Genomic DNA, 25879 nt, shown 5'->3' with positions numbered 1-25879 from the left:
CGCGCCCCGGTCTCGCACGACGGAGACGTCAGCCCCTGAGCGAAGGAAGACAGCTGTGACCATGAGCATCTCGCGACGCCGCCGGCCCCGATCCGCGGCTGCGATCGCAGCCGTGGCGTTCGTCGCGCTCTCGGTGAGCGCGGCGCCGATCGCTGCAGTCGCAGAGGAAGCCGCGGCAGACCCGGCGTCCACGGCCGTCGTGGAGATGACACCCGCGTTGAAGGAGAAGATCCAGAAGAAGGTCGAGTCCTTCAGGACGACCCACGGTCTCCCGGGCCTGTCCGTGGCGGTGGTCACCCCGGACCCGGCCGGGTCGAGCCCGGTGATCACGACGTTCGCCGCCGGTCAGCCGGTCCCGGGATCGGCGACGCCGGTGGATGCCTCGACGCAGTTCGAGCTCGGATCCGAGACGAAGGTCTTCACGGCCGACCTGCTGTCGTACCTCGTCGCATCCGGCCGCGTATCGCTCGACGACGCGGTGCAGCTCTACGCGCCGGCCGGGATCACGGTGCCGGAGTGGGCCGACCCGCAGACCGGCACGACCACACCGATCACCCTGCGCGACCTCGCCACCCACCAGGCCGGGCTCCCCGACGTGCCCCCGAACTTCCAGGACGGCTGCGGCAGCACCCCGGGCTGCGAGAACCCGCACCCCGGCTACACGCAGACGATGCTGTGGGACGCCATCGCGCAGCAGTCGCTGCTGTGGCAGCCGGGCACCCGGTGGCTCTACTCGAACTGGGGGTTCGGCCTGCTCGGCACCATCCTGGCGAACGTCGTCGAGCCCGTCCCGGCATCGCAGCCGCCCGCCTACCAGTCAGCGATCGACGGGGCGTTCCTCGACGCCCTGGGGATGTCCTCCACGATGATCGAGACCCCTGGCCCGCGCCTCGCCCCTCCGTACATGGCCTCCGGGGAGCCGACGTACTACTGGGACAACACCAATGCGATCAGCGGAGCCGGCGGCCTGATCTCCGATGCCGCCGACATGGGCACCTGGGTCGCCGCCCACCTCGGCTACATCCCACCGGCCGCGCCGCTCGGCGTGCAGACGATGGCGAACACGCTCGAGCCGGTCAGCACCATCACCACCCTGTGCTCATCGCCCTCGCAGTGCCAGGAGGCCGATTTCCAGATGGGGCTCGGATGGCAGCTCTACTCCGCCAGGTCGTCGGAGGTGGGTGCGCCCTGGGCCTTCAAGAACGGCGGCACGGCCGGGTCCAGCACCGACACGGCGCTCGCCCCGAGCCTGCGAACAGGCGTCACCACGATGTTCAACATGCAACGGGTGGGTGATGAGCAGCTCGCCGTCCCGATCCTCGCGCTGCTCGTCGCCGATCGGAGGGGCCCGGCGCCGACTCCGTCACACGACCCCGACAGGCCGCACAAAGCCGAGGACGACGCCCGGACGCCGCACAAAGCCACCCTCGCGGACACCGGATACGCGGCATCCGACTTCATCGCCCCCGGACTCGTCGCTGCAGCGCTCCTGGCCGTCGGAGGCGTACTGGCGCTGTCCGCCAGGCGCCGCACACCCGGTACCGACCCCGGCCGGTAGCGGCGGAGAGCCCGGCCGGCCGTCAGGGCGAGGCGTGCGCCAGGATGCTCTCAGCCGTGTCCTCGATCGAGTCGGCGACCGGCGCTCAACGGAGTGCCATTCCAGGAATGCGTGCGCGGATCGCGTCCAGCTCGGCCTCGTCCGAGACGCCTTGCCAGTCGTAGCGGGGTGTGTACGGCTCGACGAGTGACGTCACCTCGTCGTCCGTCAGTGTCACGTCGAGCGACGCGACGGCGTCGTCGATCTGCCGCGTGGATCCGGCACCGACCAGCGGGGCGGTGACGACGGGCCGGCTGTGCAACCACGCCAGAGCGATCGTCGCACGGCTGACGCCATGCGCCTCAGCGACCTTACCGACCGCATCGATGATGGCCCGGTTCGACTCTTCCTCGGCGGGGGAGTAGAGGGTGTCCGCGTAGGCTCCGTCCGTCGACGAGCGGTCGGTGGATCTCGCGTCGTCCCACGCGCGGGCGAGACGGCCGCGGGCCAAGGGACTCCAGACGATGGTTCCGACCCCCTCGTCGCTGCAGAGTGGGATCATCTCGCGCTCCTCCTCGCGGGCGAGCAGGTTGTAATGGTCCTGCATCGTCACGAAACGGGCCCACCCGTTGAGCTTCTGCAGGTGCAGCGCCTTCGCGAACTCCCAGGCGTGCATCGACGATGCACCGAGGTAGCGCACCTTGCCCGCTTTCACCAGATCGCTGAGCGCTTCCAGGGTCTCCTCGAGCGGGGTCGCATGGTCATTGCGGTGCACCTGGTACAGATCGATGTAGTCCGTGCCGAGCCGGTCGAGGGAGTGCTCGACCTCGGTCATGATCGCCTTCCGCGACAGCCCGCGGCCGTTGGGGCCTGGGCGCATCGGGTGGCGGAGCTTCGTCGCGATCACCACATCGTCACGGTTCGCGAAATCCTTCAGAGCGCGCCCCAGGATCTCCTCGCTGGAGCCGTTGGAGTACATGTTGGCGGTGTCGAAGAAGTTGATGCCGGCATCCAGCGCATGCTTGATGAGCGGCCTCGCCTCGTCTTCACCCTTCGACCAGACGGGGTGGCCGCGGCCGGGCTCGCCATAGCTCATGGCGCCGATGGCGATGGGGGAGACGTCGAGGCCGGTTGTGCCGAGCTTCACGTAGTCCACAAGTGTTCCTCCTGCTATCCTCATATCACGGAGAATTCTCCGCATCTGAGACGAAACTAGCGGAGAACTCTCCGCAAGTCAATTGAGGGCATCATCGACTTATGACCGCAGAGACTCCCGCCACCTACGGAACGCAGCGCCGAGCGGCCGCGCAGAACCGCATCGCGATCATCGACGCCGCGCGCGAGCTGTTCACCGAGAACCCGCTGGTGCCGCTGAACGACGTGGCGAAGCGCGCGGGGGTGGGGGCGGGAACGCTCTACCGGCATTTCCCGACCCGCGAAGATCTGATCCTCGCGGCTTACCAGCGCGACATCGACCGCCTCAGCATCACCGTCGACGAGGTCCTCGCTCGGAACTCCTCAGCGAAGGAGGCGTTCATCGAGTGGTTCGACGTGCTCGCCGCCAGCATCAAGATCAAGCACGGCTTGGGGGACGCCCTGCACAGCGCCGCCGCGCAGAGCATGGTCGCCTCCGCCTGGGGGCCCGCGTCGGAAGCCGTCGGCAGGCTCGTCGACGCCTGCGTCGCAGAGGGCACGATCGCGCCGGGTCACGACCCGTCGGACATCATCATGCTCATGAGCTTCCTCTGGCGGGTCGCGCCCGACGAGGCCGGCGAGGCCCAGGGGCGCCGGCTCATCGCAACGGTGTTCAGCGGCCTCCAGGCCTCGCCCGAATAGCCTCGCGTCGGCCCGCCGTTCCCGCATGCCCGATTCCCGCAGGAGTCGGCGGATACAGCGCGCGGCTTCGGTCGCCGCGCGAACACGATCATGTCACGCCGCAACTCGCACGGGCCGGTATCGCACGGCGACCGCCCCCGATCGGAACTCACGGCGCTCCACGAGCTCGAGCTGGATGCGCTCGCGCAGACCGGCGAGCAACGTCGGCCCGTGCCCGGCGAGCACCGGCTGCACAACGAACTCGTACTCGTCGATCAGCCCCAGATCGGCCAGCGCCAGGGGGAGCGTCACGCCACCCACCCACAGGCCCTCACCCGGCTGCTGCTTGAGCCGCCGAACCGCCTGCCCCACGTCGCCTCGAAGCGGCTCGGCATTCCAATCGACCCCGCTCAGCGTGCTCGACACGACATACTTCTTCGCCCCGTCGATGGCCTCGGCGAACGGAACCTCCCATTCATCCATCCAGCCGGGCCATGTGCCCGTGGCCGGCCTCCGCCACGCCGACTCCATCATCTGGTAGGTCGCCCGGCCGAAGAGCAGGGCATCGGCCCGCTCCATCTCAGCCGTCCAGTAGCGCATCGACTCCTCGTCCGGCGGGAGCCCCGCCTCGTGATGGCAGCAGCCGTCGAGCGTGACGTCGATCGAGTATCGAAGTGGTCTCATCTCGTTGCTCTCCTTGATGCGCGATGCGTGCCCGGGTTACCGCGCCGGTACGGAGGCGGCCGCCGGCGCCATTCTCATCGGTGCTCCTTTTCGCACCAACTTTAGGGCGGTCCGCTGGCGTGCGGGGAGGCGATCGCAGCTCGCCAACCGGTGCTGTGACTTTTAACTGACATAATGTGCATTATCGGCGATAACGATCGCGCTCAGAGGTGGGGTGGGATCTACGCCGTTCCCCGCAGGGCTTTGGCCTTCAGGGCGTCGTACTCGGCCGGGGTGACAGCGCCGCTGTCGAGAAGTCGTTTCGCAGTCTCGATGTCGCTGACAGCCGAGGTCGATGTCGCGGCCGAACGAATGTCATCGTCAATCCGTTCTTCGGCTTCGCGCGAAGCCGTCATCCCACGTCGACCCATGTCGCGGCCGCGGACGATCACATAGATGAAAGCTCCGAGGAACGGCAAGAAGACCAGGAAAAGCAACCACAGCGCCTTCGCCCAACCGCTGAGCTCAGGATCCCGGAACACGTCGATGATGACCCGTATGAAGATCGAAATGCACGAGATGACGATGTAGAACCAGAAAAACCATACGAAGAACTCCCAGACGCTCATGTCGAAGCTCCGATCTCGCGGAGTGCCGATCACTCCCGCCTGGCTCGAAGCTATTGCTCGGCGACCATCGACACATCACCCGAAACGGATGACACCCATCGGGTCGTCTTCACGTCCCACGGTCATTAACAGGGACGCGAACCTATTTCTAGGCGCCCACGTAGGCCGCGAGGTGTTTTCCCGTGAGTGTCGAGCGCTCGGCGACGAGATCGGCCGGCGCGCCCTCGAAGACGATCAGGCCGCCGTCGTGGCCCGCGCCGGGGCCCAGGTCGATGATCCAGTCCGCGTGCGCCATGACCGCCTGGTGGTGCTCCACGACGATGACCGATTTGCCGGAGTCGACGAGTCGATCGAGCAGGCCGAGCAGCTGCTCGACGTCGGCGAGGTGGAGTCCCGTGGTCGGTTCGTCGAGCACGTAGACCCCGCCCTTCTCCCCCAGGTGCGTCGCGAGTTTGAGACGCTGCCGCTCGCCGCCCGAGAGAGTCGTGAGCGGCTGGCCGAGGCTCAGATAGCCGAGGCCGACGTCGTCGAGGCGCTCCAGGATGGCGTGCGCGGCCGGTGTGCGCGCCTCCCCTTCCGCGAAGAACTCCTTGGCCTCGGTCACCGACATCGCGAGCACCTCGCTGATGTCCCGTCCACCGAATTGGTATTCCAGCACGGATGCCTGGAACCGCTTGCCCTCGCACACCTCGCACGTCGTGGCGACACCCGCCATCATCCCCAGATCGGTGTAGATGACGCCGGCGCCGTTGCAGTTCGGGCACGCGCCTTCGGAGTTCGCGCTGAACAACGCGGGCTTCACGTCGTTCGCCTTCGCGAAGGCCTTGCGAATCGGCTCGAGCATTCCCGTGTAGGTCGCCGGGTTGCTGCGCCGGGAGCCGCGGATCGCGCCCTGGTCGATCGACACAACGCCCTCACTGGCGGGGATCGACCCGTGCACGAGCGAGCTCTTGCCCGAGCCGGCGACGCCCGTGACGACGACGAGCACTCCGAGCGGGATGTCGACGTCGACATCCCGCAGGTTGTGGGCCGTCGCTCCCCTGATCTGCAGCTTTCCGCTGGGTGTGCGCACCGTCTTCTTGAGCACGGCTCGGTCGTCGAGGTGGCGGCCCGTGAGCGTGCCGCTGGCCCGCAGCCCCTCGAGAGTGCCCTCGTAGCAGATCGTGCCGCCCGCGGAACCCGCGCCGGGCCCGAGGTCGACGACGTGGTCGGCGATGGCGATCATCTCCGGCTTGTGCTCGACGACGAGCACGGTGTTGCCCTTGTCGCGCAGAAGCAGCAGCAGCTCGTTCATGCGCTGGATGTCGTGAGGATGCAGGCCGATCGACGGCTCGTCGAAGACGTAGGTGACATCGGTGAGAGACGAGCCGAGGTGGCGGATGATCTTCGTGCGCTGCGCTTCACCGCCCGACAGCGTGCCCGACGCCCGGTCGAGCGAGAGGTAGCCCAGGCCGATCCCCACGAAGGAGTCGAGGGTGTGCCGCAGTGTGGCGAGCAGGGGCGCCACCGACGGCTCGTCGAGCCCGCGCACCCACTCGGCCAGGTCGCTGATCTGCATCGCGCAGGCCTCGGCGATGTTGAGCCCCGCGATCCGCGACGATCGCGCCCCCTCGTTGAGCCGGGTTCCGCCGCAGTCGGGGCACGTCGTGAAGGTGACCGCCCGATCGACGAAGGCGCGGATGTGCGGCTGCATCGCCTCACGGTCTTTCGAGAGGAAGCTCTTCTGCACTTTGGGGATGAGGCCCTCGTAGGTCATGTTGATGTCGCCGACCTTGACCTTGACCGGCTCGCGGTAGAGGAAGTCGTGCACCTCTTTCTCGCTGTAGTCGCGGATCGGCTTGTCGGCGTCGAGGAAGCCGGAGCCCGTGAAGATCTTCACGCCCCAGCCGTCGGCCGTGTAGCCGGGGATGGTGAGCGCGCCCTCGTTGAGCGACTTGGAGTCGTCGTAGAGCTGGGTCAGGTCGATGTCGTTCACCGTGCCCATGCCCTCGCAGCGCGGGCACATGCCGCCCGTGATGCTGAAGCTCCGCCGCTCCTTGGTCGTGGAGCCGCCGCGTTCGATGGTCACCGCGCCCGCTCCCGAGATCGAGGCGACGTTGAAGGAGAACGCCTGCGGTGAGCCGACGTGCGGCTCCCCCAGCCGGCTGAAGAGGATGCGCAGCATCGCGTTGACATCGGTGGCCGTGCCGACGGTGGATCGGGCGTTCGCGCCCATCCGCTCCTGGTCGACGATGATCGCCGTCGTCAGGCCGCCGAGCACGTCGACATCCGGACGCGCGAGTGTCGGCATAAAACCCTGCAGAAATGCGCTGTAGGTCTCGTTGATCATGCGCTGGGACTCGGCCGCGATCGTGCCGAACACGAGCGAGCTCTTGCCCGAGCCGGAGACACCCGTGAACACCGTCAGACGGCGCTTCGGGATCTCCACGCTGACGTCTTTGAGGTTATTCACGCGTGCGCCCTGCACGCGGATCAGGTCATGGCTGTCGGCATCGTGCAGCGCAGACGGCTGCGGGTCTGTCGTTGTCATGCAGTCACTTTAGCGGCGGCATCCGACCCCGTGCTTCTCGAAACCCGATCGATCCGGGCGTTGCGGGCCGAGGCGGAAACTCGAGGGCAACCCCGAGCAGCTCAGAGCCCGCCGTGCACGAGCTCGCCCGCGAGATAGGTGGCGACGACGTCGAGCCCGGCGACATCCTGCGGCTCGACAGTGTGCGGATCGGCCGACAGCACAACGAAGTCAGCGTACTTGCCCGCCTCGATGCTTCCGATGATGTCGTCGGAGAAGAGCTGCCACGCCGCGTCGATGGTCTGGGCGCGCAGGGCCTCCTCGATCGTCACGCCGTCGACGCCCGGATAGCGGTGGCCGGAACGCGTGGTGCGGGTCATCGCGACGGTCATGTTGCGCAGCGGTTCGGCCGGCGTCACCGTGCCGTCGTTGTGGAAGGAGACGCGCAGCCCGGCATCCAACGCGGCGCGAGCGTTCGTCCATGGCGCCCCGTGCTCGGCACCGAACAGGTCGTCGACGAGCACCTCACCCCAGTAGTACACGTGGTCCATGAGCATGCTCACGGTTACACCCAGGGTCTTCGCACGCTCGAACTGTGTCGCGGACATCGTTCCGACGTGCTCGAGGCGCAGGCGGTGGTCGACCCGCGGATGCCGCTCGAGCATGGCCTCCCAGGCGTCGAGCACCATGTCGATCGCAAGGTCGCCGTGCGCGTGGCAGGCCAGCTGCCAGCCCTGCGGGAAGTACTGCTCGACCACGCTGTCCATCTGCTCGCGTGTGTAGTTCGAGGAGCCGTGCGACCCGGAGGGGATGCCGATCGACCGCGTCGCGGGTGTGTCGAGGTAGGGGAACGAGAGCTGGATGTTGCCGACCCACGGCGAACCGTCGGCCCAGGTCTTCACCCCCACCTGAGACACGAGATCATCTCCGTTGTCGAGCGGCACACTCGCGTGCGCTCCAGGCGCCGACATCTCGTAGAGCCGGATGCGGGCGGTCAGCCCCGCCGCGCGGGCCGCGTCGAGCGCCGGGCGTTTGGCCTCGCTCCAGCTCATGTCGCTCACCGTTGTGATGCCGACGGCGTTGAGCGAGCTCAGATACGTGTGGAGCAGCTGCGGAAGCTCCTTCTGCGCGGCGACGAGCACCGACTCCGCGATCGCGAAGACGCAGCCCACCTCGAAACCCTTGCCCGTGAGCTCGCCCGCGGCATCCTTCTCCCAGTGCGAGCCGACGGGGTCGGGCGAGTTCTTGTCGATGCCGGCCGCCTTCGCCGCCGCGGTGTTGAAGTAGACCACGTGGCCCGAGTTGTGCAGGATGACGACCGGCGCCCCTCCCCCGAGCTCGTCGAGCTCGGCGAGCGTCGGGTCGGTCAGCCCCTTCTGCAGCAGGCCGTCCCAGCCGTTGAAGTATGCGCCCTCAGGGTGCGCGGCGACACCCGCGCGCAGGGCCTCGTGCACGCCCTCGGCTGTCGCGATCGTGACCGGCCGGATGTCGGCGATCAGCTCCGAGAACACGGCTGCCGTGTCGGTGGGGTGACCGTGGGCCTCGATGAAGCCGGGCAGCAGAACCCGCTCCCCCAGGCTCACGACCGCGACATCCGCCGAGGCCTGCGAGCGGATGTCGCCCTCGTCACCGACCGCGACGATGCGGCCTTCGCGAACGAGCACCGCCTCCGCCCGCGGACGCGACTCGTCCATGGTCAGGATCGTGCCCAGAAAAAGTGTCTCCCGCGAACTGCCCGACATGTGCTCCCCATCGCTCGAATGCCGACGCAACGGCGTCGCCCTCCTATTGTGGCGGCTGTCTCAACCCGACTAGAACGCGTTCACGGCATCAGACGGTCACCACCAACTGTTTCGTTTTTTCCGGTGACCAGAGAAAGGCTCCATCGAGCTTCGGTAGTAGAGAACGGCCACCCACAGTAGAAGCACAACGACCCATGAGTAGAAGACCACCGTGATCCAGAGCGGCGGATAGGCAGTCACGATCGTTCCTTCCCCTTCCGTGCTGCAGATTGCGCCGACCGTTGGGAACCACGAGAACCCGGCATCGACGCGACCGCCTTCTGAAAGATGCAAGCGCTCGAAACAGAGAGTAGCCAGGCTTTCACGCCGCTCGATGTAGATCGGCACGAAAACGAACGGAGCGGCGACAAACACAGCAATCGGCAGGATGACGGCCAACACTCGAGCAAGCAATGGGTTCGATGAAAACCCGAGATCTGGATCAGGGACGAAATTCGGCGCAAATCTCATACGCTAGTTCCGTGGGGAACGTGGCCGCGGCCTCTACAAATCGTGAGGGAGAGTAGTCCCCCATCACAGGCGTATGTACAGGATCAGTAATCAGGACATCTGGCCCCGTTTGGATGTCCGACGTCATTCCTTGGATTTCCCCGTCAGCTATGCATCCCGAAAGCAAGGCGCTCATTGCAAACGCCGCGACGATTGCCGTTATCGTTCTACCTGAATTTGACACATTCCCCCCTTGAACACGTGTGGCATGCCACATGCGTATTCAGGATGATGGAGCCTCTTATCCGAATGCAATTGTTTATTATTGCCCCACAATTCGGAAAAATAATCTGTAAACAATCTATATATACAGATCAACCGGTTATTTGCATGAATTTCTTATGGTTTAACCATAAGTTCAACTCAACGTGGAGACCCCCATAACTGGGGTGTCAGCTCGATACCGCTAAGTGAAACACCATCGGCGCAACACGGCGACGCAGTGCTGTCATCGGAGGGCGTTCTGCGCCACAATCGTGCTAACAGCCGCAACCAAGGGGGCACAACCATGTCACAGGCATCACCGAGCGCCGACGCGTTCCTTTCGTCGTTCTCGCTCAACGCGCAGAAACTGACCCAGCAGACGATCACCACGATCCGCCTCGTCTTCGGCATCTCGGGGCTCGTCGCGCTCGTGATCGGAGTCCTGGTGCTCGTCTGGCCGGGAGCGACCCTGCAGGTCGTCGCCGTGCTCTTCGGGCTCTACTTCCTGATCGTCGGCGTCGTGCGCGCGGCCATCGGCATCTTCGGCAAAGACCTGTCCGGCGGCATCCGAGCACTCGACATCATCCTCGGCGTGCTGCTCGTGATCGCGGGCGTGTTCGCGCTCAAGAACCCGCTCGACTCGATCGCGATCCTGGGCATCCTCATCGGCCTCGGCTGGATCATCGAAGGCGTCGTCGCCCTCGCCGAGTCCGGTTCGGGCGCGTCGTCGCGGGGCCTGGCGATCTTCTTTGGCATCGTGAGCCTCATCGCCGGCATCATCGTGCTCTTCGTTCCACTCGGCACCGTCGCCGTGCTCGTGCTCTTCGGAGGCATCTCGCTCATCGTCATCGGCCTCATCGGCATCGTTCGCGCCTTCACCTTCGGGCGCAAGGCGAAAGCCGCGTAACCCGGATTCGACGACGAAGGCCCGGTGCTCGCGAGCATCGGGCCTTCGTCGTGCTGAGGGTCTAGAGATCCTTCAGGAAATCCGAGACGTCGCCGACGTAGCGCGTGTTGTCGGCCGGAACTGGCTCGACCGCCGCGGAGATGACCTCGGCCGCGAACTCGCTCACGTTGTACAGCTTGCCGGCGGCCTCCTTGCGCGCGTTGATCGCGTCGGGGTTCGCCCGCACGAGCAGGGTGGCCGTGATGGTGCCCTCGATCATGTCGCCCGAGACGACGACGAACTGGATGCCGCGCTCCTCGAGCTCGGCGATGCGCTCACGCAGCGCGTCCTCCCCCGCCCGCTTGCTGAGGGCGACGGGCTCGTACTCGGGCATCGTCGCCGTCGTGCGGATGAAGTGGGCCTGGTGGCTCGTCACGAACACGACGCGCGAGCCCTCGTGCAGCAGAGGCAGCGCGGCATCCAGCACACTCAGCTGGGCGTCGCGGTTGAGCGTCATCGCGTAGTCCTCGGCCATACCCGACTCCATGCCGCCGGAGGCGTTGAGCACGAGGATGTCGAGGCCGCCGAGCTCGGCCCGGATCTGCTCGAACATGCCCGCGACCGATGCGGGATCGGTCAGGTCGGCGCCGACCGTGAGGGCCGTGCCGCCGTCGGCCCGGATCGCGTCGGCGAGCTTGACCGCGCGCGCCTCCTTGTTGCGGAAGTTGATGACGACCTTCGCGCCGGCGTCGGCGGCGTAGCGCACGGTGTCGGCTCCGATGCCACGGGACGAGCCCGTCACGAGGATGCGCGTGCCGTCGAGGGCGCCGGGCTCGAGGGGATTGCTCACGAGATTCTCCTTGGGTTCGCAGAACGGAGGCAGCCCGGCATCCGGATCCCGGAGCAGCCGCCGCCAGCAACCGAGACTATCAAGATCACCGACGGTCTCACGGGTGCACCTGATAGCGTCGAGAGTGCACTGCTCGAAGAAAGGAGCCGCACATGGACGTCGTCTCACAGTACGCATGGATCGTCTGGATCGTGCTCATCCTCATCTTCATCACGGTCGAGATGCTGACCCTCGAGTTCACCTTCCTGATGATCGCGATCGGCTCTCTGGGCGGGCTGCTCTCGGGGCTTCTCGGGGCTCCCTGGTGGCTGCAGATCGTGATCGCGGCGGCTCTCGCGGTGATCCTGCTGCTGTTCATCCGCCCGCCTCTGCTGCGGGTGCTCAAGCGCGGCGCCGATCCCGCCAGGAGCAACGTCGACGCGCTGCTGGGCCTCGAAGGCCAGGCCGTCTCCGTCGTGACGTCGATCGGCGGGCAGGTGCGGCTGGCGAACGGCGAGACCTGGACTGCCCGCAGTGCCGCGATCACCGAGCGCCGCGACATCGAACCCGGCGAGCGTGTGCTCGTGACCGCCATCGATGGGGCGACGGCCGTCGTCGTCCCCGCCGAAAGGAACTGAAACAGTGGATGACTCCAACCTCGTGGTGACGATCATCGTGATCATCATCGTCGCCGTGATCGTGATCTTCGTGCTCGTCACCCTCTTCCGCGCGATCCGGATCATCCCCCAGGCGAGCGCCGGCGTCGTCGAGCGCCTCGGCAAGTACCACAAGACGCTTATGCCGGGCCTCAACATCCTCGTGCCCTTCATCGACCGGGTGCGGCCGCTCATCGACATGCGCGAGCAGGTCGTCTCGTTCCCGCCGCAGCCCGTCATCACCGAGGACAACCTCGTCGTCTCGATCGACACGGTCGTCTACTTCCAGGTGACGGATGCCCGTGCCGCGACCTACGAGATCGCCAACTACCTGGGCGCCGTCGAGCAGCTCACGACCACGACCCTCCGCAACGTGGTCGGCGGCCTCAACCTCGAGGAGGCGCTGACCTCCCGCGACAACATCAACAGCCAGCTGCGCATCGTGCTCGACGAGGCGACCGGCAAATGGGGCATCCGCGTCGGGCGCGTCGAGCTCAAGGCGATCGACCCGCCCCTCTCCATCCAGGACTCGATGGAGAAGCAGATGCGCGCCGAGCGTGACCGCCGTGCCCAGATCCTCACCGCGGAGGGCACCAAGCAGGCCTCGATCCTGCAGGCGGAGGGCCAACGGCAGGCCGCGATCCTCTCCGCCGAGGGTGATGCGAAGGCCGCCGTTCTGCGGGCGCAGGGCGAGGCCGAGGCCATCACGACGGTCTTCGGCGCCATCCACCGAGGCGATCCGGATCCCAAGCTGCTCGCCTACCAGTATCTGCAGACCCTGCCCAAGCTCGCTGACGGCTCGGCCAACAAGCTCTGGATCATCCCGAGCGAGCTGACCGAGGCGCTCAAGGGCATCGGCACGGCCTTCGGGTCGCGGGGTGGGGTCGGCGAGCCTCCGACGGCGTCGGATGCCGCAGCGGGCGCTGCTCAGACGACGAACGCCGGTCCGGCAGCGGGAGCCGCCGACGTCGCACCCGCCGCCGAACCCCGCCACTGACCGCCGGCCGATGCCGGATCGGCTGCGCTCGGGGTTCTTCGCTCCCCCGCTCCCCCGGATCTTCGCGCATCGGGGGCTCGCCCACGACGGGCGGGCGACGGATGCCGCGGAGAACACCCTCGAGGCGTTCGCCCGTGCTCTGGCGGCCGGCGCCACCCACCTCGAGACCGACGTGCACGCGAGCGCCGACGGCGAGTCCGTGATCAGCCACGATCCCGATTTCGCGGGCGCGGACGGCAGGCGGATCGTCGTCGCGAGCCTCACCGTCGCCGAGTTGCAGGCGAGGCGCGACGTGCCGCCCGGCTCCTTCCGCACCCTGCGCGAGGCGCTCGACGCGTTTCCCGGCGCCCGCTTCAACATCGATGTGAAGTCGGATGCCGCGGCCGGGCCGACCGCGCAGGCCATCCGTGCTCTCGCCGCCGTCGACCGGGTGCTCGTGACCTCCTTCGACGACGCTCGGCGCCGGGCGGCGGTGGACCGCCTGCCCGGGGTCGCGACATCCGCCTCGTCTCGCACGGTCGCGCGAGCGCTTCTCCTCGCAGTCCTCGGCGCCCAGGGCGCCCTGCGCCGCACGCTCGCCGACGTGGACGCCGTGCAGATCCCGCAACATGTCGCCGGCGTGCGCATCGTCACGCGACGCACCGTGCGCGCCTTCCACGAGGCCGGGGTCGAGGTTCACGTCTGGACGGTCGACGATCCCCGCGAGATGGCCCTTCTGCTCGACCGCGGAGTCGACGGCCTGGTGACCGACCGCTGCGATCTCGCGAGCCGGCTCGTGGCGTCCCGCGCCGGATGAACGCAGACCGGATGAACGCAGCCGCATAAACGCGGAGTGAACGCCCGGACAACACCGCCGACCCTGGGAGTTCTCTCCGAAAGGCGGAGCCGCGGAAAGCTAACGCCCAGCTTGGGGGTTTATAACTGTGGATGCAATAGCGAGAGAGGACCACACAATGGCGGATCGCAGCTTGCGCGGAATGAGACTCGGTGCCCAAAGCCTACAGAGCGAGGAGGGCGTGGAGTTTTCCCCACGACAGATGGCTGTTTACCGATGCGAGGACGGCACCACCTTCGAGGTGATGTTCTCCGCAGAGGCTGAAGTACCGGAGATTTGGGCGTCCCCCAAGAACGGTCAAGAGGGCAAGCTTCTCGACGCCGAAGGCCAGGTCATCGAAAGCGACCAGCCGGCGCCGAAAGAGGCGCGCACGCACTGGGACATGCTCCTCGAGCGTCGCACGCGCGCAGAGCTGGAGGATCTCCTCCAGGAGCGTCTGGACTACCTTCGCTCGCGTCGCGGCGAACAGAAGATCGGCGCGTAGAGAGCTCGAACCCAGCAGTTTCAGGGCCTCGGTGACAACCGGGGCCCTTTTCGCTGCCCGGGCCGCCGCGGCCGCACGGTCAGTGCGAGCACGAGCCCCGCGAGGCCGAGCCCGCTGACGAGCCACTCGATACCCCGCCCCAGCGACATCGCCGGGGTGACGACCGTGCTGAGCGGCACCTCGCCGACGAGCGCCCCGGCCTCGAACGACGGCAGCTCGCCGATCGTGGAGCCGTCGGGGCCGAGCAGCGCCGTGGCCGCGACGGTCGACACGTTGACGACGCTCCGGCTCGTCTCGATGGCGCGCAGACGCGTGATGGCGAGCTGCTGCTCGTTCTCATCGGTGCGGCCGAAGTCCGCGTTGTTGGTCTGCGCGAAGATCACATCGGCGCCGTTGTCGATCATGTCGTGGATGAGCTGGTCGTCGACGATGTCGAAGCAGATCGAGATGCCCGCGATCACCCCGTCGATGTCGAAGACCGGGTCGGTCGTGCCCGGTGTGTAGTCGCGCTGGATGAGCCCGATCAGCTCAGGGGCGAAGGGCTCCCAGAACGCACGGTCGGGAACGTACTCCCCGAACGGCACGGGGTGTTTCTTGTCGTAGAAGTCGAGCATCCCCTCCCCCGCCCGCCAGAGCATCGAGGTGTTGAAGATCTCGTCGCCGCGCTGCGTGACGGTGCCGACGACGAGCGGGGCGTTCGCCGCGTCGCTCACGTAATCGAGCGCTTTGGCCGCCTGGGGAACCTCGAGCGGATCGAGGTCGCTGCCGTTCTCAGGCCAGACGACGACGTCGAGGTCGTCATCGACGACGGGAAGCGTCGCGCTGATGTTGTCGGTCAGGATGTCGCCGGGATCGCGTACGTCGAAGTACCCGGCCTTCGAATTGCCCTGCACCGCGGCGACGCGCATGCTCCCCTCGGTGATCGTGGGCCACGCGGGCACCACGAGCACGAGCGCGACGGCCCCGACTGCGACGAGCGTGCGGGCAGAGCCTCCGAGCGGCGCGCGGTAGCGCTCCTCTCCGCGCGCATCGCCCGAGAACGTGCCGAAGGGCAGCGGCACCCAGAGCGCGAGCTCGATCGCGAGGGCGACGAGCCACACGAGCAGGAAGCTGAGCCCCGAGACCCCCACCCAGGCCACGAGAGGCGCGAAGGGGCTCTCCGATTGCGAGAAGGCGATGCGCCCCCAGGAGAAGCCGCCGTAGGGCCAGACGGCCGAGATGGCCTCACGGGCCGTCCAGAGGCCGGCGACGACGACCGGCACGAGCCCCAGTCGGCCGAGCGCGGTCGGCCAGGCCCGGCCCGCATAGCGGTAGACCACGGCGATCGTCCCGGCGCCGACCGCGACGAAGAGCGACTCGAGCGTCGAGAGGGCGACCCAGGGCACCGGGCCGAGGTACAGCGACGCCCAACTGATGTGCACGAGGTAGAACGAGAGCCCGGCGACGAAGCCGACGAGAGCTCCCGACCAGAAGGTGCGGCCGCGCAGCGCCACGAGCACGCACGCGACCCCGACGAAGACGAGCGGCCAGATCCCCTGGTCGGGGTGCGCGGCATCCGTGATGGGGCCGGAGACGACCGCGAGGGCGAGCGCCAGCCAGAGCGGGCGGGTCACCGGCGCCCCGGTTCTCACGAGGGGCGGCGACACGGGAGCTGTTCGAGACGAGACGGACACTCAGGCGACCGAACTGTAGGCGACGATGCCGCGGCGCACGGAGTCGAGGGCCTGGCGCGCCGTTCGGCCGACACTCCCCTGCGCCACGTTCGAGAGCTGGTCGAGAAGGTCGATGGTCTGCTTCGCCCAGCGCACGAAGTCGCCGGCCGCCATGTCGGCGTCCTCGAGCACCTCGCTCAGCCCGCTGCCGCGTGCCCATTTGTACATCGCGAGGCTGAGCCCCGTCGAGATCGGCTCGGAGCCGGGAAGCCTGTTGTCGCGCTCGATCTCGTCGAGTCTCGCCCAGAGGTCCTGCGTCTTCTCGAGCGCCGGGCGGAAGGCGCCGCGGGGCAGGTGGCGGTCGCTGCCGAGGCCGTCGTCGCGGCGGGGCTCGTAGACGATCGCACACGCCATCGCGGCGAGGCCAGCGGCATCCAGCTCGCTCCACACGTTGCGGCGCAGCGCTTCTGCGACGAGCAGGTCGCGCTCCCCGTAGATGCGCTTGAGGGTGCGGCCGTGCACGTTCGTGGCGACGGCGCCCGACTCGTCGACGCTCAGGTAGCCGAGCTCCATGAGCACGTCGGTGACCCGGTCGAAGGTCTTGGCGACCGCTCCCGTGCGCGACGCGATCTGCTGGCCGAGGGCGTCGGTCTCGCGCTTGAGGCGCCACCAGCGCTCAGCCCAGCGGGCGTGCTGCTCGCGTTCGGCGCAACCGTGACACGGATGCGCCTTCATCTGCTTGCGCAGCTCGGTGAGCTCGTGCTGCCGCTTGTCGCGTTCGCCGCGGGTCTGCTGATCGGTGCGGGCGCCCTGACGCTCGAGGTCGGTGAGCGTGCGGCGCAGCGCCGCGTACTCGCGGAAGTCCCCGCGGTGGCAGGTCATCGCCTCCTCGTACCCGGCGAGCGACTCCTGCTGCTGGCGCACCTTGCGGGCCAGGTCGACGACGGCCCGGTCGGCCTGGAACTGCGCGAACGACGACTCGAGGATGTCGCGGGTGCGCTCCCGCCCGAACTGGTCGATGAGGTTGACGGCCATGTTGTAGGTGGGCCGGAAACTCGAGTTGAGCGGATAGCTGCGACGGGAGGCGAGCGAGGCGACCGCCTGCGGGTCGAGCCCGTCGTGCCACTGGATGAGCGAGTGGCCCTCGATGTCGATGCCCCGGCGGCCGGCACGACCGGTGATCTGCGTGTACTCCCCGGGGGTGATCGGCACCCGCGCCTCGCCGTTGAACTTCTCGAGCTTCTCGAGCACGACGGTGCGCGCCGGCATGTTGATGCCCAGCGCGAGGGTCTCGGTCGCGAAGACGACCTTGACGAGCTTCTTCTGGAAGAGTTCCTCGACGACCTCTTTGAAGGCGGGCAGCAGACCCGCGTGGTGCGCGGCGACGCCCCGCTGCAGGCCCTCGAGCCACTCCCAGTAGCCGAGCACGGCGAGATCCTCGTCGAGCAGGGTGCGGCAGCGGTCCTCGACGATCTGGCGGATCTCCTCGCGCTCGTGCGCCTGGGTCAGACGCACTCCCGCGCGCAGCACCTGGCGCACCGCCTGGTCGCAGCCCATCCGGCTGAAGACGAAGAAGATCGCGGGCAGGAGCTGCTTGCCGTCGAGGAGGGCGACGATCTCGGAGCGCTCCATCCGCATCCTGTCGGGCGGGGGCTTGTCCCGATAGCGGCCCGAGCGACCGCCCCGACGGCTGCCGGCGGGGCCCCGACCGCCCGAGCCGGCGAGCCGCACGAGCTCCGGGTTGACCCGGTGCGTGGCGGCGAGCCCCGAGGAGTCGAAGAGGTCGAGCATCTTCGTGCGCACGAGCACGTGCTGATCGAGCGGAACCGGTCGCTCCTCCGAGACGATGACGTCGGTGTCGCCGCGCACCGCCTGGAGCCAGTCGCCGAACTCCTCGGCGTTCGACACGGTGGCGCTCAGCGAGACGAGCCGCACGCTCTGCGGGAGGTGGATGATGACCTCCTCCCAGACCGCGCCCCGGAAGCGGTCGGCGAGGTAGTGCACCTCGTCCATGACCACGAAGGAGAGGTCTTTCAGCAGATCGGAGTCGGCATACAGCATGTTGCGGAGCACCTCGGTCGTCATCACGACGATGCGCGCACCGGAGTTGACGTTCGTGTCACCGGTCAGCAGCCCGACCTCGCTCCAGCCGTACTCGGCCACGAACTCCTGGTACTTCTGGTTGCTGAGCGCCTTCATGGGCGCTGTGTAGAAGACCTTCGCCGTCGGCGACTGCATGGCGAGGAACACGGCGAACTCGGCGACGATCGTCTTGCCCGCTCCCGTCGGCGCCGCCACGAGAACGCTCCTGTCTTGTTCGAGGCTCGTGCAGGCCCCCAGCTGGAAGGGATCGAGCTCGAAGCCCAGACCCGCGCGGAACGTCTCGAGCTTGGGCGATGACTGCCGTGATCGGGATGCCGCGTAGCGCTCGGCGGGCGAGAGTTCCTGGGTCATGGCGCGGCGCTCAGGCGATCGCTTCGACGTCGTCGAAGTCGAGGGCGCGCTTCTGGGCGCGGCGGTCGTGCAGCCACGCGACGCCCGCGGCCAGCAGGTACAACAGCACCATCGGGATCGCCAGCAGGAACATCGAGAACACATCCGCCGCCGGCGTCGCGATCGCCGTGAACAGCACGATCGCCAGGATCGCGATCCGCCACCCCTTGATGATCGACCGCGCGCTCAGCACGCCCACGAAGTTCAACAGCACCAGGAACACCGGCAGGATGAACGCGACGCCGACGGCCAGCACGAGCTTGAGGATGAAATCGAAGTAGTCCTTCGCATTGATGAACGACGTGCTCTCCGACGGCGCGAAACTCGTCAACAGCTCCACGATGTGCGGATACACGAACCACCCCGCAGCGCATCCCGCCAGGAACAACGGCACCGCGGTCAGGAAGAAGCCGAGGCCGTACCGCAGCTCTTTGCGCGTGAGCCCCGGGACCAGAAAGGCCCAGATCTGGTACAACCACACCGGGCTCGACACGATCACGCCCACCGTGAACGCGATCTGGATCTTCAGGTCGAAGCTCGAGGTGATCGCCGTGTAGTTGAGCGCGGCGTTGCGCCCCTGATTCTCCACGATCAACTCGATGGGTTTGTTGAGGATGTCGAGGACGAGATCCGAGACGAACCAGCCGCCGACCGAAGCGACCACGAGCGCAGCAGCCGCGATGTAGAGACGCTTACGCAGTTCGAGCAGATGGCCGGCCAGCGACATCCGTGCGTCCCGGCTCCTGCCTCGCGTCTGGCGAGTGGGCACAGTCCTAGGGCTTGGGCTGCTGAGAGCTGTCACCCTGAACGGGCGTCGTGGCAGCGCTGTCGCTCGTGTTGGCGGCGGTTCCCTCGCCCTCCGCAGGCTTGTTCTCGTCTTTCATGGTCTTGACCTCGCCACGGAAGATGCGCATGGACTGGCCCAGGCTGCGAGCGAGAGCGGGAAGCTTGGGAGCCCCGAAGAGAAGGAGCACGACGGCAAGGATGATGAGGAAATGCCATCCAGTGAGGTTGTTAAGCATTGGGGTCCATCCTCCGGCTCGGATCGGAATGTACCAGTAGTTTACCGCGCGCGACCGCGAGTTCCCTGCGATAGGCCCGGCGGCGCTCCCTGCGGTAGCGCTCGTGTCGTCGCCGGCGGTCGAGTTCGACCGGATCGTCGAAGAGCGCGATGTGCGGGCGCTCGGGCGGAGCCTCGTCGCGGGCGCCGTCGAGGGCGTCGGTCAGGGCGGTGAGCTTCTCGAGCTCGGTCAGAGCCGTCATGAGCTTGCGGAACAGCCACCAGGCGAAGAAGACGAGCATCGCGAGCAGTCCGAGGACGAGGAATCCCCAGATCAGCACCCACGACCACCACGGCATGCTGCGAGCCTACCCGGTGCCGGCCGACGGCGCCCGGGGGTACTGCGCGGCCCCGGCATCCGCCCACTCCGCGATCACCCGGCGGGCCTCCGGCGGCGAGACGACGCGAACGACCCCGGGCAGCCGGCTCACGAGCCGTTTGAGGCCGTGATAGTGCGCCACCCGGATGGTCGCCTCGACCCGCCCCTTGCCCGAGGGGACGGGCTGTGCGTCGGGCAGGTAGTCGGCGAGCAGGGGCATGGCGGATGCCGCGACATCCAGCACCACGGTCAGATCGTCGGGCGACCCCTCGAAGAGCCGCTCGGGCAGGGTGATCTCGCCGGCCCGGTGGGTGATGGGCTCGCCCGTGACCTCGAGACCGCTCATCCTGTCGAGGCGGAAGGTGCGCACCGCCTCGCGGAGATGGCACCAGCCGCGCAGGTACCAGTCCTGGTCGACCGACTCGATGCGGAGGGGATCGACCCGGCGGCGTTCGTGCTCGCCCCGCGAGTCGACGTACTCGAACTCGATCTGGCGCTCCTCGTCGACCGCGGTGCGGATGAGGGCGAGCGTCGTGTCGGAGGCGGAGCCCGCGACCGCCACCTGGCTGGGCGAACCGGACGACCCGCGCGAGAGTTTCGCCATCAACGCGCCGATGACGTCTCTGTCGCCGTTCTCGGGAAGCGCGGACAGGTACTGCAGGCCCGCGATGAGCGCCGCGGCCTCGCGCGAGGAGAACCGCGGGGTGTCGTCGATCGCGACGAGGTGGGTCAGCACGATCTGGTCGTTGTCTTCGAAGTCATCCCAGGCGATGTCGAAGAGGTCGCCGTGCTGGTACTGGCTCGTCTCGCCCGGCACACCCGAGACGGCGATGAGCCTCACGGCCGACCGGATCTGGTCCTGCGGCACGCCGAAGTGCTCGGCGACCGCCTGCACGCTCACCCGGTCGTGGTCCATGAGGTAGGGAACGAGCGAGAGCAGGAAGGCGAGCTTGTCCTGCGCCTGCAGCGCGGGGGGCTTCTCAGCCATGCGCGGCCTCCCGCTTCTGAGTCGTGCCGTGCCGCGTGTCGTCGTGCGGCTCCGAGTCGTCGTGGTTCGCGAGCGTGCGCAGGAGACGGTCGCGCACCGCGCTCTGCAGGCGCTCCGGGGAGACGACGTAGACCTCGGGGCCGTAGCCGGCGAGCTCGTCGGCGAGGATGTTGATGTCGGTGTAGTGCACGCTCAGCGCGGTGTTCGCCGGACCCTCTCCCCCGTACCGTCGGTTGAGCCGCGTGGCGGCGTCGGTTCCCGGCACCACCCGAACCTCGGCGACGTTGGCCTCCCAGATCTCGCTGAGCTCGCGCAGAGCGCGCTCGGCGTGATCCTCGCCCTCCGGCTCGAAGGTGCGCGCGGTGAGCTGCACGCCGTCGATGAAACGCGAGAGCAGGAAGGTACGTGTTCCCCCGGCATCCTGATCGATGCCGTGCAGATGCCAGCGGCCCTCGTGCTGCACGAGGGCGAGCGGTGCGACGGTGCGCTTGCGCGGCTTCGTCTCCCCGGGTTTCAGGTAGGCGAAGGTCACGATCGTGTGGCGTTCGAGGGCGACTCCCAGCGGATCGAAGGCCGAGTCGCGCACTCGCAGCCGCGGCGCATAGCCGAGCACGGGCTCGTCCGACTCGATGCCGAGCGAGCGCAGCTTCATGATCGCCCGGCGCGACTCCGCCGACAGAGAGCCCTCGCGCCAGACCGTGGCGGCGAGGCCCAGCAACGTGATCTCCTCCGCCGAGAAGGTGATGTCGGCCGGGAGCTCATATGCCCCGCGCGGAATGCGGTAGCGGAGGTTCTGGTTGTTGCCCGACTGCTCGGGGGCGTCCACCGTCTCGAGGGGCACGCCCAGCTCGCGGATGTCGTCTTTGTCGCGCTCGAACTGGCGCTCCAGGCTCGCGTTGTTGCCCGACATCGAATAGCGCTGGCGATAGCCCTGCACCGAGGAGAGGATCTCGGACTTCGTCAGCCCCTTCTCGGTCGCCAGAAGCGCGAGCACGAGGCTGAAGAGTCGCTCCTCCACAGGAATGCGGGGTGCTGGGCTGCTGGCGGGCGACACCCCTCCAGTCTACGGCTCGGCGCGCCGGGTCGAGGCGCAGGGCGAGGCCGCGCCGAACCCGGTGAGCGGGCTGCCGCCTACTGCTGGGGCGCCGCCGGCGCCGGGTCGACTCCGAGGATGTCGACGACGAAGACGAGGGTCGCGTTCGCGGGCACCGACTGGTTGCCGGCCTCGCCGTAGGCCTGGTCGGGCGGGATGATCGCGATGATCTGCGATCCCACGGTCTGCCCGATGAGGGCGTTCGCGAAGCCGGGGATGACGCCGCCCTGCACCTTGGAGCCGTCGGCGGCCAGGAACGTCGCCGGGGATCCGCTCTCCCACGAGGAGTCGAAGACCGTCTTGCTGTCCCAGATGACACCCGTGTAGTGCACGGTCACCGAGTCGCCCTCGACGACGGGCTCGCCGCCGCCCTTCTTGAGCACCGCGACCTTGAGCTCCGTCGGAGCGTCGCCCGCGGGGATCGTGATGCCCGGCTGGCCGGTCTCGGGAGCCGTGACGACCGAGGGGAACCCGGCCTGTGCGGGCTGGTCGGCCCCGTCGGCCCTGCTCAGGTACGACTTCGTGACGTCGAAGACGAAGACGAGGGTGTCGGTGCCGGAGATACCGAGCTGCGCGTTGCCCTCCGTGCCGAAGCCGTCCTCCGGCGGCACCGCGACGACGACGCGCGAGCCGGTGGTGGAGCAGACGAGGCCGTCGGTGATGCCCGTGATGGTCTGGCCGAGCACGAAGGCCGCCGCGCCGGTGTCCTGGATCGACTCGCCCGTCGTTCCGTTGAACACCGTCATCTCGGTCGCGACCTTCTGGCCCGACTTCACGACGTCTCCCGAGCCCGGGATGACCTCGGTGACCTCGGTCGTCTTCGTCTTGAGCGGCGTCGGGAAGTCGACGGTCGGATTGGAGCCGAGCGAACCGGACACGGTCACGGCATCGGAGGTGGCACCGGAGGACGCCTCGGGCGTGCAATCGCCCGTCGAGCCCGAGCTCGGGCTGCACGCCGAGAGTGCCACGGCCAGGAGGCCGGCGGTGACGATGAGCGCGGATGTTTTGCGCACGGGTCCTCGTTTCGATGCTGTGAGTGGAAACCGTCGATCAGTCTAGTTGACGGCTTCGCCGCCGTCGTTCAGGCCGTCCCCAGCCTCGGGGCGGTCGGCGGGGGCGGGAGAATCCGTTGCCGGCCGCCCTGTCGCCGGCTCCGCGGCATCCGTCGTCGAACGGGCCTTCGAGAGCCCGGCGCTGGCCACGGCCGAGCGCGCCCGCTTGCGCAGGTTCTTGTCGCTGACGCCCCGTTCCCCGAGCGAACCCGGGGTCCAGGCCTCGACGTCCTCGTCGCTGAACTCCGACTTCGAGAGCCGGCGTTTGAGCTCGGGCAGCACGGCGCCGGGAGCGAGCCGGCGCGCGGTGATGAGAAAGCCCGTGTGGCCGATCATGCGGTGGTCGGGGCGTACGGCGAGGCCTTCGACGTGCCAGCCGCGCACCATGGTCTCGCTCGAGTCGGGGTTGGTGAACTGGCCCGTGCCGCGGATCGCCTCGGCCACCCGCGAGAGCTGGGTCACGGTCGCGACGTAGCAGAGCAGCACTCCGCCGGGCTTGAGCGCCTCGGCGCTCGCCCCCACGCACTCCCAGGGCGCGAGCATGTCGAGCACGACCCGGTCGACGGATGCCGCGGCCGCGACGGTCGGCAGGGCCTCGGTGAGGTCGCCCAGCGTGACCGACCAGTTCTGCGGGTCGTAGCCGAAGAAGGTCGCGACGTTGCCGCGTGCGACGTCGGCGAACTCCTCGCGCCTCTCGAACGACATGAGGGTTCCCTCCGGGCCGATCGCGCGCAGGAGCCAGAGCGAGAGGGCGCCGGAGCCGACCCCGGCCTCGACGACCGTGGCGCCGGGGAAGATGTCGGCGAGGGCGAGGATCTGCGCGGCGTCCTTGGGGTAGACGATCGCCGCTCCGCGCGGCATCGACATCACGAAGTCGTTGAGGAGGGGACGCAGCGCGAGGTACTCGATGCCGACCGTGTTGGTGACGATCGAGCCGTCGGGCTGACCGATGACGGCGTCGTGCTCGACCGCGCCGCGGTGAGTGTGGAAGAGCTGCCCGGGAACGAGCTGGATCGTGTTGAGCTTGCCCTTGGGGCCGGTGAGCTGCACTTTGTCGCCCGGCTGGAACGGGCCGCTGGACTGCGGACGCGGCGCGGGAGGGGCGGCGTCGGGGCCGGTCGTGCTGTCCGGGTTCACTGTGCTCATGGTGCGCTCGCTTCGCTGACATCGGGAACGGTCGTCTCGCCGTGGGCCCGCTCGGCGAGCAGGATCGCGAGATCCTGCGGACCGTGACCCTCGAGGCTCGCCCAGAGGACCGAGTACGGCGCGTCGTCGAGCGCGATCATGTGCGGCACGCCGATCGCGATCGCGCCGGCGGCCGTCGCCGAGGCGAGGCCCGTCGGCGAGTCCTCGATGGCGACGCAGCCGGCGATGTCGACGCCGAGAAGCTCGGCGGCGCGCAGATAGGGCTCCGGGTGCGGCTTCGCGTTGGTCACGAGATCGCCGGCGACCACGACGCCGAAAGCCGGAACGGGGAGGGCGTCGACGATCTGCCGCGCCATCCGCTCGATCGACATCGTGACGAGGGCGAGCGGCACGCCCGCGGCGTACAGCGCCTCGACGAGCTCGCGGGCCCCGGGCCGCCACGGCACGCCCTGCTCGGCGATGAGCTCCTGCACCCTGCCGGTCATCCGGTCGACGATCTGGTCGGCGTTCAGGGCCACACCGGCGGCCTGCAGCCGCGCGGCGGCGACCCACAGGCCGAGGCCGACCATCTGAAGGGCGTCCTCGTGGGTCCAGGTGCCGCCGAACGAGCCGACGAGCTCGGTCTCGGCCTGCATCCAGTACGGTTCGGTGTCGACGAGGGTGCCGTCCATGTCCCAGAGCACTGCTGCGGGTAGCTGAGTAGTCACGGGGTCCCATGCTACCGGCCGCATCTCGTTCTATCCTGGTCAGAGGGCGTGGCGAACAAGCCGTGCTCGGTGAGCGAGGTGAACGCAGTGGCAGACAACACGGGTTTCCTGCGCGGTCGGTTGCTCGTTGTGGCCTTCGAGGGCTGGAACGACGCGGGCGAAGCCGCGACGGGGGCCGTCAAGACGCTCCAGGAGCTGCTCGATCTCTCGCCGATCGCCGAGATCGACCCCGAGGTGTACTACGACTACCAGTTCAATCGCCCGACGATGACGAGCGACGACAACGGCGTGCGCTTCCTCGAATGGCCGGGCACGACCATCTACGGCCCGGTCGCGCCCCGCGACGCCGGTGCGGGCATCGCCGCCGACGCGGAGCTCGAGATGAGCGGCGACAACGCCGGCAACATCCACCTCGTGCTCGGCGTCGAGCCCTCGCGCAGCTGGAAGAGCTTCGCCGCCGAGATCGTGGATGCCGCGCTCGCGGCCGACATCGGAGGCATCGTCTTCCTCGGCGCCATGCTCGCCGACGTTCCGCACACCCGTCCGATCTCCATCTTCGTCTCGACCGAGAACGATCAGCTGCGCTCCGAGCTGCAGATCGAGCGCAGCAGCTACGAGGGCCCCGTCGGCATCCTGAGCGTCATCGCGGATGCCGCCGAGACGGTCGGCATCCCGACGCTGTCGATCTGGGCCTCGGTGCCGCACTACGTTCACAACGCGCCGAGCCCCAAGGCCATGCTCGCCCTCATCGACAAGCTCGAGGAGCTCATCGACGTCGTCATCCCTCGCGGCGACCTCGTCGAAGAGGCCTCCGCCTGGGAGACCGGCATCAACCAGCTCGCCGGCGAGGACGAGGAGATGGCCGCCTACATCGAGCAGCTCGAGCAGGCCCGCGACACGGTCGACTCCCCCGAGGCGAGCGGAGAGGCGATCGCCCGCGAGTTCGAGCAGTACCTGCGCCGTCGCGGAGACGGGCGCCCCGACGAGCCCTGGCGGGGCGGCGGGGGCAGCTGACCGGCGGGGGCAGCCTACCC

General features: G+C 68.1%; 25 protein-coding genes. 8 read left to right on the top strand and 17 right to left on the bottom strand.

Annotation, left to right across the window (positions count from 1 at the left end):
• The first annotated feature begins 61 nt into the window (after positions 1–61).
• On the top strand, positions 62–1558 hold the full coding sequence (locus CLV54_RS04605) for a serine hydrolase domain-containing protein (RefSeq protein WP_100343800.1): 1497 nt from the start codon (positions 62–64) through the stop codon (positions 1556–1558).
• An 85-nt stretch (positions 1559–1643) separates the two neighbouring features.
• Here the strand turns inward: CLV54_RS04605 and CLV54_RS04600 are convergent, their stop codons facing one another.
• A complete protein-coding gene (locus CLV54_RS04600) occupies positions 1644–2693 on the bottom strand; it encodes an aldo/keto reductase (RefSeq protein ID WP_100343799.1) in 1050 nt (349 codons plus the stop codon).
• Positions 2694–2794: 101 nt separating this feature from the next.
• Between CLV54_RS04600 and CLV54_RS04595 the strand changes: the two genes are divergently transcribed.
• The gene (locus CLV54_RS04595; RefSeq protein WP_100343798.1) at positions 2795–3373 is read left to right on the top strand and encodes a TetR/AcrR family transcriptional regulator; all 579 of its coding nucleotides are present in this window, start codon (positions 2795–2797) and stop codon (positions 3371–3373) included.
• Positions 3374–3466: 93 nt separating this feature from the next.
• On the opposite strand, the gene CLV54_RS04590 is transcribed toward CLV54_RS04595, so the two are convergent.
• From CLV54_RS04590 to CLV54_RS04570, 5 genes are all read right to left on the bottom strand, one after another.
• Positions 3467–4036, bottom strand: a complete 570-nt coding sequence (locus CLV54_RS04590) for a dihydrofolate reductase family protein (protein WP_100343797.1) — start codon at positions 4034–4036, stop codon at positions 3467–3469.
• A gap of 221 nt (positions 4037–4257) precedes the next feature.
• The gene (locus tag CLV54_RS04585; RefSeq protein ID WP_100344365.1) at positions 4258–4644 is read right to left on the bottom strand and encodes an SHOCT domain-containing protein; all 387 of its coding nucleotides are present in this window, start codon (positions 4642–4644) and stop codon (positions 4258–4260) included.
• Positions 4645–4792: 148 nt separating this feature from the next.
• Positions 4793–7174 carry an ATP-binding cassette domain-containing protein gene (locus tag CLV54_RS04580; protein ID WP_100343796.1) on the bottom strand — a complete coding sequence of 794 codons (2382 nt, stop codon included), beginning with the start codon at positions 7172–7174 and terminating at the stop codon, positions 4793–4795.
• Positions 7175–7275: 101 nt separating this feature from the next.
• On the bottom strand, positions 7276–8895 hold the full coding sequence (locus CLV54_RS04575; RefSeq protein ID WP_100343795.1) for an amidohydrolase: 1620 nt from the start codon (positions 8893–8895) through the stop codon (positions 7276–7278).
• A gap of 96 nt (positions 8896–8991) precedes the next feature.
• Positions 8992–9405: a hypothetical protein gene (locus CLV54_RS04570; protein ID WP_157802802.1), complete on the bottom strand. Its 414-nt coding sequence runs from the start codon at positions 9403–9405 to the stop codon at positions 8992–8994.
• A gap of 547 nt (positions 9406–9952) precedes the next feature.
• Here CLV54_RS04570 and CLV54_RS04565 point away from each other — a divergent pair.
• Positions 9953–10555 carry an HdeD family acid-resistance protein gene (locus CLV54_RS04565; protein WP_100343793.1) on the top strand — a complete coding sequence of 201 codons (603 nt, stop codon included), beginning with the start codon at positions 9953–9955 and terminating at the stop codon, positions 10553–10555.
• A 61-nt stretch (positions 10556–10616) separates the two neighbouring features.
• On the opposite strand, the gene CLV54_RS04560 is transcribed toward CLV54_RS04565, so the two are convergent.
• Positions 10617–11384 carry an SDR family oxidoreductase gene (locus CLV54_RS04560; RefSeq protein WP_100343792.1) on the bottom strand — a complete coding sequence of 256 codons (768 nt, stop codon included), beginning with the start codon at positions 11382–11384 and terminating at the stop codon, positions 10617–10619.
• A gap of 152 nt (positions 11385–11536) precedes the next feature.
• On the opposite strand from CLV54_RS04560, the gene CLV54_RS04555 reads away from it, so the two are divergent.
• The 4 genes from CLV54_RS04555 (at position 11537) to CLV54_RS04540 (ending at position 14335) form a co-directional block, all read left to right on the top strand.
• A complete protein-coding gene (locus CLV54_RS04555; RefSeq protein ID WP_100343791.1) occupies positions 11537–12001 on the top strand; it encodes an NfeD family protein in 465 nt (154 codons plus the stop codon).
• Between the two features lie 4 nt (positions 12002–12005).
• A complete protein-coding gene (locus tag CLV54_RS04550) occupies positions 12006–13016 on the top strand; it encodes an SPFH domain-containing protein (protein ID WP_245861341.1) in 1011 nt (336 codons plus the stop codon).
• Between the two features lie 10 nt (positions 13017–13026).
• A complete protein-coding gene (locus CLV54_RS04545) occupies positions 13027–13812 on the top strand; it encodes a glycerophosphodiester phosphodiesterase family protein (RefSeq protein ID WP_100343789.1) in 786 nt (261 codons plus the stop codon).
• A gap of 157 nt (positions 13813–13969) precedes the next feature.
• Complete coding sequence (locus CLV54_RS04540) at positions 13970–14335, top strand: RNA polymerase-binding protein RbpA (protein WP_100343788.1); 366 nt, start codon at positions 13970–13972, stop codon at positions 14333–14335.
• 20 nt (positions 14336–14355) lie between these two features.
• Here CLV54_RS04540 and lnt read toward each other — a convergent pair whose 3' ends face one another.
• The 10 genes from lnt to CLV54_RS04490 form a co-directional block, all read right to left on the bottom strand.
• Positions 14356–15981: an apolipoprotein N-acyltransferase gene (lnt, locus tag CLV54_RS04535; protein ID WP_245861339.1), complete on the bottom strand. Its 1626-nt coding sequence runs from the start codon at positions 15979–15981 to the stop codon at positions 14356–14358.
• Between the two features lie 27 nt (positions 15982–16008).
• On the bottom strand, positions 16009–18441 hold the full coding sequence (locus tag CLV54_RS04530; RefSeq protein ID WP_100343787.1) for a DEAD/DEAH box helicase: 2433 nt from the start codon (positions 18439–18441) through the stop codon (positions 16009–16011).
• Positions 18442–18451: 10 nt separating this feature from the next.
• On the bottom strand, positions 18452–19207 hold the full coding sequence (gene tatC, locus CLV54_RS04525) for a twin-arginine translocase subunit TatC (RefSeq protein WP_100343786.1): 756 nt from the start codon (positions 19205–19207) through the stop codon (positions 18452–18454).
• Between the two features lie 46 nt (positions 19208–19253).
• On the bottom strand, positions 19254–19502 hold the full coding sequence (gene tatA / locus CLV54_RS04520) for a Sec-independent protein translocase subunit TatA (protein ID WP_100343785.1): 249 nt from the start codon (positions 19500–19502) through the stop codon (positions 19254–19256).
• On the bottom strand, positions 19495–19839 hold the full coding sequence (locus CLV54_RS04515) for a hypothetical protein (RefSeq protein WP_157802801.1): 345 nt from the start codon (positions 19837–19839) through the stop codon (positions 19495–19497). The genes tatA and CLV54_RS04515 overlap by 8 nt, the downstream gene beginning before the upstream one ends.
• A gap of 9 nt (positions 19840–19848) precedes the next feature.
• Positions 19849–20847 (bottom strand): helix-turn-helix transcriptional regulator, encoded by a 999-nt coding sequence (locus CLV54_RS04510; RefSeq protein WP_100343783.1) that lies wholly within the window; start codon positions 20845–20847, stop codon positions 19849–19851.
• Entirely contained in the window at positions 20840–21901 is a 1062-nt protein-coding gene (locus CLV54_RS04505) for a helix-turn-helix transcriptional regulator (RefSeq protein WP_100343782.1), read from the bottom strand. Before CLV54_RS04505 ends, CLV54_RS04510 begins: the two co-directional genes overlap by 8 nt.
• A 77-nt stretch (positions 21902–21978) precedes the next feature.
• The gene (locus CLV54_RS04500; protein ID WP_100343781.1) at positions 21979–22953 is read right to left on the bottom strand and encodes an FKBP-type peptidyl-prolyl cis-trans isomerase; all 975 of its coding nucleotides are present in this window, start codon (positions 22951–22953) and stop codon (positions 21979–21981) included.
• A gap of 42 nt (positions 22954–22995) precedes the next feature.
• Positions 22996–24138, bottom strand: coding sequence for a tRNA (adenine-N1)-methyltransferase (locus tag CLV54_RS04495; RefSeq protein WP_100343780.1), 1143 nt, complete (start codon positions 24136–24138; stop codon positions 22996–22998).
• Positions 24135–24845 carry an HAD family hydrolase gene (locus CLV54_RS04490; protein ID WP_245861337.1) on the bottom strand — a complete coding sequence of 237 codons (711 nt, stop codon included), beginning with the start codon at positions 24843–24845 and terminating at the stop codon, positions 24135–24137. Before CLV54_RS04490 ends, CLV54_RS04495 begins: the two co-directional genes overlap by 4 nt.
• An 87-nt stretch (positions 24846–24932) precedes the next feature.
• On the opposite strand from CLV54_RS04490, the gene CLV54_RS04485 reads away from it, so the two are divergent.
• The gene (locus tag CLV54_RS04485; protein WP_100344363.1) at positions 24933–25859 is read left to right on the top strand and encodes a proteasome assembly chaperone family protein; all 927 of its coding nucleotides are present in this window, start codon (positions 24933–24935) and stop codon (positions 25857–25859) included.
• Positions 25860–25879: the final 20 nt, after the last annotated feature.

Source organism: Compostimonas suwonensis, from assembly GCF_002797855.1.
Lineage (GTDB): Bacteria > Actinomycetota > Actinomycetes > Actinomycetales > Microbacteriaceae > Compostimonas > Compostimonas suwonensis.
The sequence above is the reverse complement of the archived record's forward strand: the minus strand, read 5'-3'. Positions and strand labels throughout refer to the sequence as shown.